Source organism: Yoonia sp. BS5-3, from assembly GCF_038069655.2.
GTDB classification, from domain to species: Bacteria; Pseudomonadota; Alphaproteobacteria; order Rhodobacterales; family Rhodobacteraceae; genus Yoonia; species Yoonia phaeophyticola.
The window spans coordinates 3,450,089-3,465,503 of the sequence record NZ_CP150951.2; the positions used below are offsets into that span (position 1 = coordinate 3,450,089).

Consider the following 15,415-nt stretch of genomic DNA (forward strand, 5'->3'; position numbering starts at 1 on the left):
ATTCTGCGCAATAACTCGCCGATTTCCCCCTTGTTAACCTAAAAAGTGTTAATCAGCTCTTGGTCAACGAATCAAAATGTGTCATAGATGAAATACATCTTGGGGGCTTAATAGCAAAAACCTGCCGAAGGCGGGTAAAGATGGGCGACGGGACAGGCGCTACTGACATGACGAAAAAGACATCTGCGGGACTAACCCGTCGTGGTTTAATGAGTGCGTTTGCGGCATCTGCAGTAGCAGCGGCCCCAACTTATTCTAACGCAGCAGGTTTTCTACGTGGCGCCGGTGATGTGCGCCGCATAGCCATGCGCTCGGGCCGGACTGGCGAACAGCTTGATACCATTTATTGGATTGAGGGCGAATACATCGCCGAGGCGGTGCGTGAGATTAACGTGCACATGCGCGACTGGCGCACAGGTGAAGCCGTTCAGATGGATTTGCGCACCATCGATATCATGGCTGCTTCCCTAAATCTGATGGAAACGTCGGAACCCTATCTTCTTCTTTCCGGCTACCGGTCCCCACAAACAAATGCGATGCTCAGCACGCGGTCATCTGGCGTGGCACGGAATTCTTTGCACATGCGCGGTCAGGCTGCTGATCTGCGCCTGCAAAGCCGGACACCAACACAAATGGCAAATGCTGCGCTGGCCTGCCGGGCTGGCGGTGTTGGCCGCTATCCAGGGTCAAATTTCGTGCATATGGATTGCGGCCCAATCCGCAGCTGGCGCGGTTAAGCGGCACGTGACGAAAGCGCCTTATGGCGCTTTTTTCTGTTATAGAAGAACATTCTATACTCAAAAGCTCATGTTCGTCTGGCCGATTGCGCTGGGATAAATGCGGTTTTCGAAAAATCGCGCGGGCCAAGACCGTTTGCAGTTGTTTTCACCAGGCTCGGCCCTATCTGAACGGTGATAAGTAATCGAATTGCGGTCGGGACATTTAAGTGACTGAAACGACAGCCCCGCGCTGGATAACGCTTGCAGGCCTCCTGCCCGTGATTGTGGCAGGGGGGCTTTTTGTCTTTTTTGTCCAGATGGTGCCATCGATTGCCGCTGGGGACAGCCTGCGTTTCGTTTGGTCTTGGGTGCCAAGTCTGGGGGTCAATATCAGTTTTCTGGTTGATGGCCTTTCCCTCACCTTTGCGCTGCTCATCTCGGGGATCGGTGCTTTGGTGATGCTCTATTCGGCCCGCTATCTGGGTGGGCATCATCATCAGGCGCGGTTTTCGCTGTTTCTGACCAGCTTTATGATCGCCATGCTGGGTGTCGTTTTGTCAGACAACCTTTTGGGGTTGTTTGTCTTTTGGGAACTAACCACGATCACCTCTTATCTTTTGATTGGTTTTGGTCATGCGGCACCAAAATCAAGGCGGTCGGCCTTGCAGGCCTTGCTGGTCACCGGCACTGGAGGTTTAGCGCTGCTTGCAGGGATTGTCCTGATCGGCAATGCGGCGGGTACTTTTGAACTTTCAGAAATCCGCGCAATGCCAGGGGTCGTACTGGATAGCGCGCTGTATCTGCCGATACTCGGCTTGGTGTTGCTTGCGACCTTTACCAAATCCGCACAGATCCCTTTTCATTTCTGGCTGCCCAACGCGATGGCCGCCCCGACCCCGGTCAGCGCTTATTTGCACTCGGCAACGATGGTCAAGGCCGGTATCTATCTGCTCGCGCGATTGCATCCGACGCTCAGCGGCACCGAGATTTGGTTATGGACATTGACGATCTTCGGCGCCGTGACGATGGTTTTTGCATCCGTTATGGCCTTGCGGCAAACCGATCTAAAGTTGGCGCTGGCTTACACGACGTTGATGGCGCTTGGGGCGCTGACCCTGTTGTTAAGCAACGATAGCCCTTACACAATCACAGCTGCTGCGACCTTTCTGATCGTGCATTCGCTTTATAAGGCCGCGCTGTTTTTGGTTGTGGGAATTTTGGACAATCAAACAGGCACGCGCGAGGCTAACAAGCTGTTTGGCATGGCCCGCGCCATGCCCGTCACCGCGGGCGCGGCGGCTGTGGCCGCGTTTTCGATGGCCGGTTTTCCACCTTTCCTGGGATTTATCGGCAAAGAATTGAAATATGCAGGCGCGATTGCCGTAGCATCCGAGCCGATCTTTGTTGCAGGCGCAGTCCTGATCGCCAGTGCGTTAATGGTCGCGATCGCAGGTATCGTATCGTTCCGCCCATTTTGGAGCAAATCCGGCGCCCCAATTCCTAATGTGACCGAAGCCCCTTGGCCGATGCTTGTCGGCCCGGTGGTATTAGCGGCGCTTGGGGCTCTTTTTGGGATTTTTCCTGATGTGCTGGCCAATACGCTTGTTAACCCGACCGTAGCGTCCATTCTGGGACCGGCCGAAGAGCCAAAGCCACTGCAACTATGGGCGGGCGTGAACTTGCCTCTCGCGTTGAGCGTGGCGACATTCATCTTGGGCTTTGCGATCTATCGCTACAAATTGGTGCTACGGGCCTGGTTGATCACAGTGACCGATCGCGGGCCCAGCTTTGACAATGGTTGGGATAAATTGCTGGCGGCCGTTCTTGCGGGGGCAAAGTGGCAGACCCGCTTGCTGCAAACAGGCGTGTTGCGCCGCTACATGTTTGTGACCTTCGGCACGGCGTTGGCAGCCCTAGCAGGCACTTTGATCATCAAAGATAGCTTTGCCCCTGACATGAACCTGCCCGACGTATCGGTGACAGATTGGTTGGTTTTCCTGCTGGTGCTTTTAGGCGCCGCACTGACGGTCATGACCCAATCACGGATCACCGCCATCGCAGGGCTCGGGGTGGTGGGGATCGGTATGGCCATGATCTTTATCCTTTACAGCGCACCTGACGTGGCGATCACGCAGCTGCTTGTTGAGACGCTTGTCGTTGTTCTCTTTGCCGCAGCCGCGTTGCGGCTTCCCAAAATGGGCGCCGAACCTTTGCGCCGCCGCCCCTTCGACGCTGTTCTGGCAATTGGCCTTGGCGTGACCACGACGACCATCTTGCTGATGGCCACGGCTGGCCCAATCGATCTGGAGCTGACCGAGTTTTTCCAAACGGCCAGTTGGCCCAAGGCCTATGGGCAGAACATTGTAAACGTCATTCTTGTCGATTTCCGCGCGCTCGATACGTTTGGGGAAATCGCCGTTGTTCTTGTCGCCGCCATCAGCATTTACGCGTTGATCAAAAGTAGCCCTGGAAAGGATCAGCCATGAATTCGGTCATCCTGGTGGCTGCTGCACGGCTGCAAGTGGTGCTGCTGCTGATATTCTCGGCCTACATGATGCTCCGCGGGCACAATGCGCCGGGGGGCGGGTTCATTGGCGGACTGATCGCGGCGACTGGCTTTGTTGTTTACACCATTTCTTGCGGGACAAAAGACGCCCGCGCGGCATTGCGGTTTGATCCCGCCAGTATCGCCGGTGCGGGCCTTGGGATCGCGCTGCTGGCGGGTGTGATAGCCGCGTTTTGGGGCGACGCGTTTTTTACCGGACAATGGCTGTTCATCGGGGCAACCGAGACCGAAAAGGGCCTGCCCCTGTCCACAGTTCTGGTCTTTGATATCGGCGTCTACCTTGTCGTTCTAGGGGCCGTGTTATCAATCGTTTTTGCCTTGGAAGAGAGCGACTGATGGAACAGCTTCTTTCCGTTCTGATCGGTGTTTTGGTGGCCGCATCTGTCTATCTGATGATGGGCCGTAATCTGCTGCGGTTCCTGTTTGGGCTGATCTTGCTTTCAAACGCTGCGAACCTGACGATCTTTGTTGCCGGTCGCCTGACACCCGGGGCGCCGCCGCTGGTCCCCGACGGGCTGGATGCACCTGTTGGCGAAGTGGCCAACGCCCTGCCCCAAGCGTTGGTTCTGACAGCAATTGTCATTGGCTTTGGCCTTTTTGCTTTTGCGCTCATCCTGATGATGCGCGCCTATCGCAGCCTTGGCACGCTCGACACGGATGAAATGCGCGTCGCTGAACCGAAAGACATCGGATGAGCTGGTATCTGACCCTTCCGCTGATCATTCCGTTTGCCACGGCTATCGTCGCATTCCTGATGCGCGGCCATGCCGCTGGAAAATGGGTATCTGTGGCCGGTTCAAGCGCGGCATTGCTGGCTGCTGCTGCATTGATGCAAATCGTGCTCGCGCAAGGTGTTCTTGTCGGCCAGATGGGTCAATGGGCTGCGCCATTTGGGATCACACTGGCCGCTGATCTGCTTTCTGCCGTCATGGTTTTGATCACTGCGATAACCGGGCTGGCTGTGGCAATCTATGCGCTTGGCGATATTGAGGAACGACACGCGAAGCTGGGCTACCATGCGCTTTTCCAAATCCTGCTCGCGGGGGTGACGGGGGCTTTCCTTACAGGCGATCTGTTTAACCTTTATGTCTGGTTTGAAGTGATGCTCATCGCCTCGTTTGGGCTGTTGATCCTGAATGGCGATAAGGCGCAAATCGACGGGGGCGTAAAATATGTTGCGTTGAACCTGATTTCGACAATCCTGTTCCTGACCGGGATCGGCCTGCTTTACGGAATGACCGGAACCTTGAACTTTGCCGATCTGGCCGTGAAGGTTGATCAGGTTGAAAATGAGGCGTTGCTCACCGTCGTGGCCATGATGTTTATGGTCGCCTTTGGCGTGAAAGCGGCTGTCTTTCCGCTGTTTTTCTGGCTACCTGCAGCCTACCACACGCCTAGCTTTTCGGTGTCCGCCGTTTTCGCCGGACTGCTGACCAAGGTGGGGGTCTATGCGCTGATCCGCATGTTCACGATGATCTTCGACCATGATATCGGATACACGCACACGATCCTTTTATGGGTGGCCTGCTTCACAATGGTGACTGGTGTGCTGGGCGCGGCCGCCCAATCTGACTTTCGGAAAATTCTATCATTTCATATCATTAGCCAAATTGGATATATGATCCTTGGCCTTGCTCTTATGACGCCGCTCGCCATTGTTGGCGCAGTCTTCTATCTGGTGCACCATATCATTGTGAAGGCTAACCTGTTCTTGATCGCCGGGATTGCAAAGCGCCTGACAGGATCGACCGAAGTTTTCCAGATTGGCGGTCTCTACAAATCTAGCCCGCTGTTAGCGGTCCTGTTCCTGATCCCTGCATTTTCACTGGCCGGTTTCCCGCCTCTTTCGGGTTTCTGGGCGAAATACATTATCGTAAAGGCGACGCTTGACCTTGAGATGTGGTTAGTCGCCTTTATCGCGCTCGCCGTGGGGCTGATGACGATCTATTCAATGACAAAAATCTGGGCCGAGGCTTTTTGGAAACCCCATCCAGACGGGCGTGATCCAGCATTGCGAACTTTGCAAAACCGCCGCGCGCTCCTGCTACCGGTTGCAGGACTCTCCCTGCTCACAGTGGTTATTGGCCTGATGCCAGAGCCATTCGTCGTCTTCGCCGAACGAAGCGCGGCGCAATTGCTGGACCCCAGCGCCTATATCACAGCAGTTCTGGGGACGACGCCATGAACGTTTTCTTGCTGAACATATTGCTGGCGGTGATCTGGGCGGCGCTTTGGGGCACACTCACGCTCGCGCAGCTAGCCATCGGTTTTCATATCGGTTTCGCCATTCTTTGGCTGACCCAGCCTATGTTCGGCGAACGGAGTGGCTATTTCCTGCGTGCGTGGCGGGTTGTGCGGCTTATTGGCTTTTTCCTGTATGATCTTTGTATTTCCAGCGTTCGGGTCGCCTATGACGTGCTGACACCACAGGATCTGAGCAATCCGGCGATCCTTGAAATGCCTCTCGACGTTGAATCGGACATTGAGATTTTGCTGGTGACAAACTTGATTTCACTGACCCCAGGCACGCTTAGCCTTGATGTCACGCCTGACCGCAAGACGTTGATTGTCCACGCAATGTTCGCCGATGACCCGCAGGCTGTGATCGATAGTCTGAAATCCGGGATGGAGCGGATGGTAAAAGAGGTGTTCCAATCATGACCCCAGCTACATTTCTCGATATGGCCGTTGATATCGCCTTGATCATGGTGGTGCTGTCGCTGGCGATCGCCTTCGTGCGGCTCGCGCGTGGTCCAGGTCTGGCCGACCGGGTTGTAGCGCTGGATATGATGACCGTGACCTTAATTGCCGTATGCGGCGTGACAGCGATCCGCAGCGGCGAATTGGCGCTTTTGGATGTGGCACTGGTGCTGGCACTGGTCGGTTTCTTAGCGACAGTTGCGCTCGCCCGTTACGCTGAAAAGCGGGACGCTCAGCAAGAGGATCGTAGCAATGGTTGAGGTGCTCGTCGCGATCTTTTTGCTTTTAGGGGGCTTTTTCGCCCTTATCGCGGCAATAGGTGTGTTGCGCCTGCCCGACGTTCTAACGCGCATGCATGCCTCCACTAAGGCGGGGACTTTGGGCAGCAGCCTCGCCTTGATTGGATGCGCCATCTATTTTGGCGATACTGCTGTAACAGTGCGGGTGATCGCCATCATCCTGTTCCTGATGCTAACCGCCCCCATCGGCGCACACATGCTCGGGCGGGCTGCAGTGCGCGTGGATGACAATGTAAAGACCTAGCCGAAGCGACGATGCGCTCCGTCCAATCATAAGAAATACCCCAAAACCGACGAATAAACTGCACCCATTAAGAATAGAGAAACTTCTGAAAACTACGGTTAACGCGGAAAGAGCTTGCTAGAAGGTAGCTTTGACGCGCAATGACCGAAAGCCCGGATCGCCTCTATATGTTTGCGGACCCGTTCGCGCGCGCTGATAGCGGTGTTTCAAGCTATATCGATAACGCCGTGCGTGTCTTGGGTGCGGCCAATCTAAGAACTTCTATTGTTTCTAGAATGTCCGGCGAAACACTGTCGCAATATCGCAATCGTTTGGCTGTCACCGTCAAAGACGCGAAGGACAGGCATCGTGAAATCCGTCTCGAAGCGCCAGAAAGCGACGCGGTCACCGCGCATATTCCATCGGGATTGGCCCAGATCCACATTCGTTTGCATCTATCACGACAACTTGGCGCCTATATACAAGGGGCAGACATCTGTTACGAAACGCTCGCGCTGGAACGGCAGGAAGTCGCGCGCGCTGGGTTCGTTTCAGCGCCGTCAAAATCCGCATGCTGCGCCAGCAGTTTGCTTTTTGATCTACCAAGCAAGATCAATTGTTATCCGAACCCTGCCCCCTCATGGACAAAACAAAGCCGACCTCAGGATACGGCTGACCCTATCGACGTTTTGTTCGTAGGACGGTTCCAACATTTGAAGGGCGCGCCTTGGGTATTGGAATTTGCAAAGGTGCTGCCGCAGCTTTCCTTCGCCGTTGCCTGCCCGAAACGTGATCAGAATGCTTATGGCCGTATACCACGCAATTTGCGCTTCATCGACGTTTCAACTTGGTCAAAATATGACACGTACCGCGCGGCACGGCTGGTGATCATACCCAGCATTTACGAAACCGCTTCCATGGTCGGGATCGAGGCGTTGGCCGCTGGTACGCCGATCGTGTCATGGCAGCACCTCGGAATTGCTGAATACGCAGCTGCACCGTTGGTGACCCTTATTGAGCCGTATCAGGTAAAGGCCTTTGCCGCCGCCATTCAAAAAACCGTTGATGCCCAATCCGTCAACACTGCGCCTCTAACAGCTGCTGAGACTTTGGACACCCTATTTTTGAAAGGCACGCAGGCCACCTTCGATGGTCAATCGGGTGCTTTCATGCCGGTCAACCTCAACGAAACAATCGCCCTAGAGATCCCAAAAATAATTTCAAAGCCGAAGGAGTTGAACGCCTTGCTCGCTCAAAACCCCGACAAATTATGGCGCCGTAAAATTCGAAAACTGCAACGCGACCCCATACGTTTCGTCAAGGATGCCCGGATTGCGCAGCTATTCACACGGCCTGGATCACAGATCAGGCCGAACATGATCGCCGATCAGGAAAAAAAGCCGACACCAGCAATCAGACCGACCACAAAACGCACTTCCCCTCAGGAGTTCGTAAATATAAGCGAAACAAATCGGATCGAATTTCAAAAACCACCGGAAAAAACTGTTGGTCTGATCACCGCATTCCTTTTTCCGGAAAGCCAGCCCTATGCGGGGCAGGCCATCATTGACGGGCTAAGCGCGTTTGATGATTTCCGACATGTACGCCCCCCCATGCTACAGGTTGGACGGTTTAAGTCGGATCTCTCTCAAGGCGTAACCGATATTGTCGAACGGATCGATCGGGTGAATAAAGAACGCGTCGCCGGCATCGACCATCTGATCATGCTCAACCCACCACCCGCTCTGGTCTCGGCACTACGAGCATGTGGAACACGACAACGAATGATCGTCATACTGGATCATCAAGATGCGTTACCGCCCGATCCTTGGCATACCGACGTCCTGATTGTCGTGGGCAAGACCCACCCGATGTCCCAAACATTGGGCTGGCGGCGCAAAATTGTCGTACAAGACAGCCCGCATCTTTCATTGGCGATCCGACGTGCTGTTCAAGAAGGTGCTCCAAAATCGCCAGACTTCTTATTGCCCATGATAGGCTTCCAAGGCACTTATCGGGACGCGTTGCTCGCGACCGATCACCGCTTTCATCAGGGCATCATATACACAAAGCCAGGATATAAGCCTCCTGCCGGAAATATGGCGACGCAATGCCAGGCGCTTTCCAACGCTCTGACGGATCTTGCCGTGACCGAAAGCGTATATCTTCGGTATCGAAGCCTTTGCGATCAGATGGATGACAACCAAAGCCGCCTAAAGTTTCTTTCATATAGCCTCTATGACGGAGTGATGTTCGATGTCCGGACTTAATATCGTCCATGTGACACCCACACCTCTGGTCGGGGCACCGGGTAAACTTGCGTCTGCGCAGCGCATGCGCGGGCATGATGCGATCGCTGTGGGCCTCGCCCCCTATCCGCAAGGCGGCCCATTGGGAAAGATGTTTCTGGATAGAACCGTGCTCATCGATGCATTTACCCAGCCACATATCGAGGATCGGATCAAAGCCGCGGATATTGTGCATCTTCACAACAGCCTTCCGGCAGAGCGGCTTGCCTGGCTCAGCGATCTGAACCAAACAGCGGACTATGTCTATCAGGTCCATTCCCCTTTGCGCGAAGGGCCACTTTATATAGATCGCAGCGAAGCATGCGAGGGGCTCGATTTGATCGCCAAGCTGGTCGTCGGGCAATACGCAGGACGCATGTATCCCGATTTTACGCCGGTCCCTAATCTCATTTTGACGCCTCCCAGCATCAAAAAACGCGGACCGGATGATAAGCTTCGGGTGATGTTCAGCCCCTCGCATAGCCGTACCGGCCGGTGGAATGCGAAATACTCGGCGGCATTAGAAGAGACCCTTAAGGCACTCAAAAAAATCAATAAGATTGAGTTGATTTCACCGGATCAACCCGTTGCCCCCGAAGTCTTGATGGAAATACGGCGCGGATGTCATGTCAGCATCGACGAAATTGCGACGGGCGCATTTCACCAGATATCACTCGAAGCGATGTGCGCGGGTAATATCGCGATCAACCGCGCTGATTTCTTTTGCAAGGCAACCTTCGGCGGGTTTTGCGATGGTGAGATGCCCCCGTTTCTTTATGCCGATGATGGCAACATTGCCGAGTTGTTGCTCAGACTGGCGGATGATTGGGAAGAAACCGCACGACGACAGCAGGAAAGCTACGATTATTTCAAACGATATTGCGACCCATTGCGGCTAGTGGAGGTATATGATGCGGCTTATCAACGCGTTAACTAATCGCCCAGGGGCGCTGAGTGATCGGGAACAAGGAAAACGGGTTTTTGTTTTGGCGAATGGTCCGTCGGTCAATGCTGAAAACTTGAGCCTGTTACAGGACGAAACTGTCATCAGTATGAACGCTTCGACCCTCTTAGAGAGTAAATTTGGCTTTCGAAGCAAATACTATGTTCTGTCTGACGCACGCTTTATCAGCGCGCCTGAAAAGCGCGCTTGGGCGACTTCGGACCTGTCCCCCAATACCCACCGCGTGGTACGCTCTGATTTGCGCCCCATCGACGACGAAACACTGGAAACCCGGACGACCTATGTTGCCCCCCTGACGCGTGACGGCTTTTCATTGAACCTGTCGCGGGGTTATTACTTTGGGTGCACAACAACCATGTTGGCCCTACAATTGGCATGGCATCTTGGTGCGAAGGATGTGTATTTGCTCGGCTGTGATCTCCGTTATCCTGAAGAAAACCCGCGTTTTTATGCTGAAACGACGCCGCAGCTTGAGGATGCTTTTACCAGCGTGCAGCTCTCGAACATCGTCAATGCTGCCAAGGTCTTTGAGTCCCAAAACCGACAACTGATAAATTGCAGCGCGCGATCATTTTTGCGCCCTTATCTTCCCTATATGTCTTTTGCAGATGCCGTTTCTGACAAAGTAAAGAAGAGCCCCCGCAAAAGACGTGCAACGGTCCAAAAGAAGATCGCTGTTCACAGTTAAGCACGCAGCGACGTCGTTTTTCGCGTGAATGCATGTGCCCAAAAGGTAGTGTAAGTAACCTGCGGGTGCCAACAGCTGTGTTGGCGCTAACACTTTCTGGCATCGTAATCCAAACTTAAGCAACAAAACGCTTGGAAATCACCAATTAGGCGTTTACTGAAACGATTACGGTGGGGAAATGCGCCATTTGAGCCATCTGACGACATAGCCATTGGGGCCATCTTGCCGGATGAGACCCCAAGAAAATCTAGCAGGTTGCGGCGCGCGATACGTGCCAACTTCGCCCTTCGGAAGGAATAACATGGATTTCAAACGCAGCGACTTTCCCGAAGGATTTCTATTTGGTGCCGCAACGGCGGCCTATCAGATTGAGGGGCATAAATTCGGCGGCGCAGGTCCGACCCATTGGGACACCTTCGCCGCAGGACCCGGGAATGTCATCCGCGCCGAGGATGGCGCTGTCGCTTGCGACCACTACCACCGCTTTGCAGAAGATCTCGATTTGCTGAAGGATGGCGGGTTGGACGCTTACCGTTTCTCGACATCCTGGGCACGCGTCATGCCTGATGGGCGGCATATCAATCCCGAAGGGCTGGATTTTTATGACCGCTTAGTCGATGCCATTCTGGATCGCGGGTTGAAACCATTTCAGACCCTCTATCACTGGGAATTGCCTTCCGCGCTCGCCGATAAAGGCGGATGGATGAACCGGGATACATGTGGCTATTTTGGCGACTTCACCGATGCGATCACTGACCGGATCGGTGATCGGGTCGCCGCGATATCGACGATCAATGAACCTTGGTGTATCGCCTATCTGTCGCATTTTCTTGGGCACCACGCGCCGGGGCTAAAAGACATTCGGGCCACATCTCGCGCCATGCATCACATCATGTTGGCCCACGGCATTGGCCTGTCCCGCTTGCGCGATAAGGGTATGAAAAACTGCGGAATTGTCTTGAACTTCGATCATACCGACCCGGCCGACGAAAGCCCTGCAGCGGCGCTTGCTGCGCGGCGCACCGATGCCATTTTCAACCGTTGGTTCATCGAGGCGATTACCAAAGGAACCTATCCCGAAGAAGCGCTCGAAGGCTTTGGGCCGCACATGCCAGAGGCCTGGCAAGATGATATGGCGCTGATCAACCAGCCCATCGACTATCTGGGCGTCAATTACTACACCCGCCACACCGTCAAAACCGATGCAAGCACCGTCTGGCCACATGTTCACGGAGAAGAAGGCCCGGGCGAAAAGACCCAAATGGGGTGGGAAATTTATCCTGACGGGCTTTACGGTTTCCTGACACGGCTCTCGCGTGACTATGTTGGTGATCTGCCCCTATATGTGACCGAAAATGGCATGGCCTGGGACGATAAGGTCGAGAATGGTTCGATCTATGATCCGGTCAGGCTTAAATTCATTTCGGACCACGTTTTGGCGGCAAAACGCGCCATTGCGGATGGCGCGAATGTGAAAGGCTTTTTCTATTGGTCCCTGCTCGACAATTACGAATGGGCCTTCGGCTATGAAAAACGGTTCGGCATGGTGCATGTGGATTTCGATACCTTGAAGCGCACACCAAAAGCATCCTATCAGGCGTTAAAGACGGCTATCGCGCGCTAAGGAAATCCATGGGACATCCCGACAATACATATGCTCTTGTCGCCGATATCGGCGGTACAAATACACGCGTTGCGCTGGCCCATGGCCGGCAGATCGTTGATGGCACGATAAAACGCTACAGCAACGCAGATTTTCATGGTCTTGAGGCCGTTTTGCAAACCTATATCGCCGATCAGGGCGGGGTTGATCCTATGGCTGCATGTGTTGCCGTTGCAGGGCCTGTTCATGATGGGACTGCCACGATGACCAATCTCGATTGGACTATCGATAAGGATACTTTGTACCGTGCAACCAAGGCCGAAAAAGTCGCTATTTTAAACGATCTTCAGGCGCAGGGTCACGCACTGGGCTATATTGATCCCGGCAATATCCGCAATATTCTGGCTGGCCCGGAGCCCGCCCCCAACGCAGCCCGTCTGGTCGTCGGCGTTGGCACCGGCTTTAACGCCGCGCCAGTATTTGACCTTGCAGCAGGCCGTGTCGTGCCGCCATCAGAATGCGGTCATGCGAACTTGCCTATCCGCAATGAGATGGAATTGCGCCTTTGTCAATTTGTCTCAACCGCACATGGGTTCCCAGCGGTTGAGGATGTTCTATCTGGCCGCGGATTAGAACGCGCATATGCATTTCTAGGCCAGGAAGCGGGCGATCCGCGCGAGCGGTCCAGCCAAGATATTGTCGCCGCATGCAATGACGGATCCGATGAACGCTCAGTTGCCGCCGCCAGATTGTTCACCCGCATTCTTGGCACTGTTTGCGGCAACCTGTCATTGATCCAACTGCCATTTGGCGGCGTGTCACTGGTCGGCGGGATGGCCCGTGCCATGGCACCGCATCTGATTGAGTTCGGCTTTGGCGACGCTTTCCGCGATAAGGGCCGCTTTGCCGGGTTCATGAGCAATTTTTCGGTTGATGTGATAGAGGATGATTACGCCGCGCTGACCGGGTCAGCCGCTCATCTTGCTGCGATGACCGACGGCTGACAGCATCTCAGGCTGACAACGCCTCTTCTTGCAACTGCGCATGCACTGTTTGGGTTAAAGCATTGAGTGAAAAAGGTTTTGGCAAGAAGACAGAGTTCGGTATCGGTGTTTCGGCGTCGCTGAACGCGTCTTCGGCATAGCCGGACACAAAGACCACACGCGTCTCCGGCCGGTCAAGCAACGCCTGCCTGACCCAAGTTGGCCCATCCAGCCCCGGCATGATCACATCGGTGACAAAGATATCCACATGAAGATCGCGGTCTTCCAAAAGATCCAGCGCAGCTTCCGCGCAATCGGCCTCAAGCACGGTGTATCCCCGCAAGCGCAATGCCCGTGACGCAAAGGCGCGCACCGGGGCCTCATCCTCGACAAGCAAAACAACGCCATCGACCGCCACCGGGGCGATTTTCGGGCTTTCAGGCTTGATCGGTACGGCATTCGCGACAGGTAAATCATAGCTGGGGAAAAGAAGGGAAAACTGGGTACCAACGCCAGGATCACTATCAACAAAAATGTAGCCACCGGTTTGTTTGACGATACCGTAAGCCGTTGAAAGGCCAAGGCCGGTGCCTTCGCTGGTCCGTTTGGTTGTCCAGAATGGCTCAAAGATCTTAGTCAGTTTGTCGGGCGGAATGCCATGACCTTCGTCAATTACCTTCACCACGACATAATCCCCTGGCGGCACAACAGCCCGGTCGCGGACCATTTGGCTTTTCAGGGTCAAATTCTCGGTGGTGACTTTGATTTCCCCCGCACCGGACATCGCATCGCGCGCATTCACGACAAGGTTCATCAGGACCTGTTCCAGCTGCCGTTTATCGGCTTTGATTTGCGCAAGTGCCGGATCGTGATGCAGCCGCAACGTGACTTTCTCACCAACCAGACGGTTCAACAGATGGGTCAGATCAGACAACGTATCACGTAGATCAATGACCTCGGGCTGCAGGTTTTGCTTACGCGAAAACGCCAAAAGTTGCCCAACAAGGCTGGCTGCACGATTTGCGTTTTGGTGGATCTGGATCAAGTCACCATAGTTCTGATCGCCTTCATCATGGCGCAGAAGCAAAAGATCACAATGCCCAGAAATCGCCGTCAGCAAGTTATTAAAATCATGCGCCACGCCACCGGCCAGTTGACCAATCGCCTGCATCTTTTGGCTTTGCACAAATTGCGCCTCAAGCGTCTTCAATTCTGTGACATCGTTAAGTACCGCAATCAAATGCCGGTCGTCCGATCCGCCTGCGATATTCAACGTCACCTGCACAAATGTGTCCTGATTATTTCCCCGTCCGCGCAGAAATTGCGAGGCATGGCCCCCGCGCCCTTCGGCAGCTTCGCTTAGCCAATCATTCATTGGACGGCCTAAACCATCCAGAATATCGGCCATGCGCGATCCGTCCGTATCGTCCAAATGCAGCAGCTGACGCGCTTCGCGGTTCGAGGCCAAAACATCCCCGTTCGCCCCGATCTTCAAAAGCGGTACGGGCAAGTCTTCAATCGCATCCCATTCCGCCTCAAGCTGGCGGGGGGCTGCGTCAATCACCGCATCGGGAAGAATGAATACATCACGCCCGCCATGCTTGGCCTCAACGACCACGACAATGGCGCGGGTGCGGCCATTGGCCAGCCTTAATGTATGCGCCTGCCCTGAACGCAAAGGAAGATCCTCGATCACTTCGCCCACTGTCTTGGGCCGGCTGCCAATCAGCGCACGGGCTGCGTCATTCAGATGCGCAATCGTGCCGTTTGCGCTTGTATTGAGCAGCGGTAAGGGAATTTGTTCAGGACTGCGCCCGGCCCCGCCGCCAAGCTCGCCCAGATCATCCAAGCGCCACAGCATCCGATCGCGTGCGATAGACGAGACGCTCAACCGGAAATGCCCAGCACGGGTGACAATGTCTTCCTTGCTGGCACCACCATTGGCAACGCGGCGCACCAATCGCTGTAACACCCCTTCTGGGTTCGCCAGCATATCGGCCAAAATATCACAAAGCGATTGCCCCGCGCATTCGCCAAACCGGGCAATGGCAACGGGGTTTGCATAGGTGATGTTGCAATTGTCGTCGGTCAGAAACGCGTTATCCACATCATGTGACAGCAATTGCTGCGCGGTCATATCAAGCCGTTTTGTCCGCCCACCAAGTAATCTTTGACGCACGGCGACAGCCGCCCCTAAAAGCGCTAGAATGGCCGCACATATGACCAGTGCGAAACGTAAAAAGACCGACGGTACGAAGACTGCAATCAGGCAGCAAAGCCCTGCTGTCAGAAAGATTTTCCAAATCAAAGTCAGTTGAAACGGGCGTATCGCCGCCGGTGTTGGAACAGACTGATCTGTTGGCACGTCTTGACCTCTTAACT

General features: G+C 54.5%; 14 protein-coding genes. 13 read left to right on the forward strand and 1 reads right to left on the reverse strand.

Annotation, left to right across the window (positions count from 1 at the left end; genetic code table 11):
* Positions 1 to 167: 167 nt before the first annotated feature.
* From AABB29_RS17425 to AABB29_RS17485, 13 genes are all read left to right on the forward strand, one after another.
* Positions 168 to 737, forward strand: a complete 570-nt coding sequence (locus AABB29_RS17425; protein ID WP_341369058.1) for a DUF882 domain-containing protein — start codon at positions 168 to 170, stop codon at positions 735 to 737.
* Positions 738 to 946: 209 nt separating this feature from the next.
* On the forward strand, positions 947 to 3,205 hold the full coding sequence (gene mbhE, locus AABB29_RS17430; RefSeq protein WP_341365708.1) for a hydrogen gas-evolving membrane-bound hydrogenase subunit E: 2,259 nt from the start codon (positions 947 to 949) through the stop codon (positions 3,203 to 3,205).
* The gene (locus tag AABB29_RS17435; RefSeq protein WP_341365707.1) at positions 3,202 to 3,621 is read left to right on the forward strand and encodes a Na+/H+ antiporter subunit B; all 420 of its coding nucleotides are present in this window, start codon (positions 3,202 to 3,204) and stop codon (positions 3,619 to 3,621) included. Before mbhE ends, AABB29_RS17435 begins: the two co-directional genes overlap by 4 nt.
* On the forward strand, positions 3,621 to 3,980 hold the full coding sequence (locus AABB29_RS17440; RefSeq protein WP_341365706.1) for a Na+/H+ antiporter subunit C: 360 nt from the start codon (positions 3,621 to 3,623) through the stop codon (positions 3,978 to 3,980). The genes AABB29_RS17435 and AABB29_RS17440 overlap by 1 nt, the downstream gene beginning before the upstream one ends.
* The gene (locus AABB29_RS17445; RefSeq protein WP_373636652.1) at positions 3,977 to 5,470 is read left to right on the forward strand and encodes a Na+/H+ antiporter subunit D; all 1,494 of its coding nucleotides are present in this window, start codon (positions 3,977 to 3,979) and stop codon (positions 5,468 to 5,470) included. The genes AABB29_RS17440 and AABB29_RS17445 overlap by 4 nt, the downstream gene beginning before the upstream one ends.
* On the forward strand, positions 5,467 to 5,946 hold the full coding sequence (locus tag AABB29_RS17450; protein ID WP_341365704.1) for a Na+/H+ antiporter subunit E: 480 nt from the start codon (positions 5,467 to 5,469) through the stop codon (positions 5,944 to 5,946). Before AABB29_RS17445 ends, AABB29_RS17450 begins: the two co-directional genes overlap by 4 nt.
* Positions 5,943 to 6,245 carry a monovalent cation/H+ antiporter complex subunit F gene (locus AABB29_RS17455; RefSeq protein WP_341365703.1) on the forward strand — a complete coding sequence of 101 codons (303 nt, stop codon included), beginning with the start codon at positions 5,943 to 5,945 and terminating at the stop codon, positions 6,243 to 6,245. Before AABB29_RS17450 ends, AABB29_RS17455 begins: the two co-directional genes overlap by 4 nt.
* Positions 6,238 to 6,528 carry a monovalent cation/H(+) antiporter subunit G gene (mnhG, locus tag AABB29_RS17460; RefSeq protein ID WP_341365702.1) on the forward strand — a complete coding sequence of 97 codons (291 nt, stop codon included), beginning with the start codon at positions 6,238 to 6,240 and terminating at the stop codon, positions 6,526 to 6,528. Before AABB29_RS17455 ends, mnhG begins: the two co-directional genes overlap by 8 nt.
* A gap of 236 nt (positions 6,529 to 6,764) precedes the next feature.
* Positions 6,765 to 8,777, forward strand: a complete 2,013-nt coding sequence (locus tag AABB29_RS17465) for a glycosyltransferase (RefSeq protein WP_373636653.1) — start codon at positions 6,765 to 6,767, stop codon at positions 8,775 to 8,777.
* Entirely contained in the window at positions 8,764 to 9,732 is a 969-nt protein-coding gene (locus tag AABB29_RS17470; RefSeq protein WP_341365700.1) for a hypothetical protein, read from the forward strand. The genes AABB29_RS17465 and AABB29_RS17470 overlap by 14 nt, the downstream gene beginning before the upstream one ends.
* 82 nt (positions 9,733 to 9,814) lie before the next feature.
* A complete protein-coding gene (locus AABB29_RS17475) occupies positions 9,815 to 10,447 on the forward strand; it encodes a hypothetical protein (RefSeq protein ID WP_341365699.1) in 633 nt (210 codons plus the stop codon).
* A gap of 301 nt (positions 10,448 to 10,748) precedes the next feature.
* Complete coding sequence (locus tag AABB29_RS17480) at positions 10,749 to 12,071, forward strand: GH1 family beta-glucosidase (RefSeq protein WP_373636654.1); 1,323 nt, start codon at positions 10,749 to 10,751, stop codon at positions 12,069 to 12,071.
* A gap of 8 nt (positions 12,072 to 12,079) precedes the next feature.
* Positions 12,080 to 13,054: a glucokinase gene (locus AABB29_RS17485; RefSeq protein ID WP_341365698.1), complete on the forward strand. Its 975-nt coding sequence runs from the start codon at positions 12,080 to 12,082 to the stop codon at positions 13,052 to 13,054.
* 7 nt (positions 13,055 to 13,061) lie between these two features.
* Here the strand turns inward: AABB29_RS17485 and AABB29_RS17490 are convergent, their stop codons facing one another.
* Positions 13,062 to 15,398 (reverse strand): ATP-binding protein, encoded by a 2,337-nt coding sequence (locus tag AABB29_RS17490; protein WP_341365697.1) that lies wholly within the window; start codon positions 15,396 to 15,398, stop codon positions 13,062 to 13,064.
* Positions 15,399 to 15,415 lie beyond the last annotated feature (17 nt).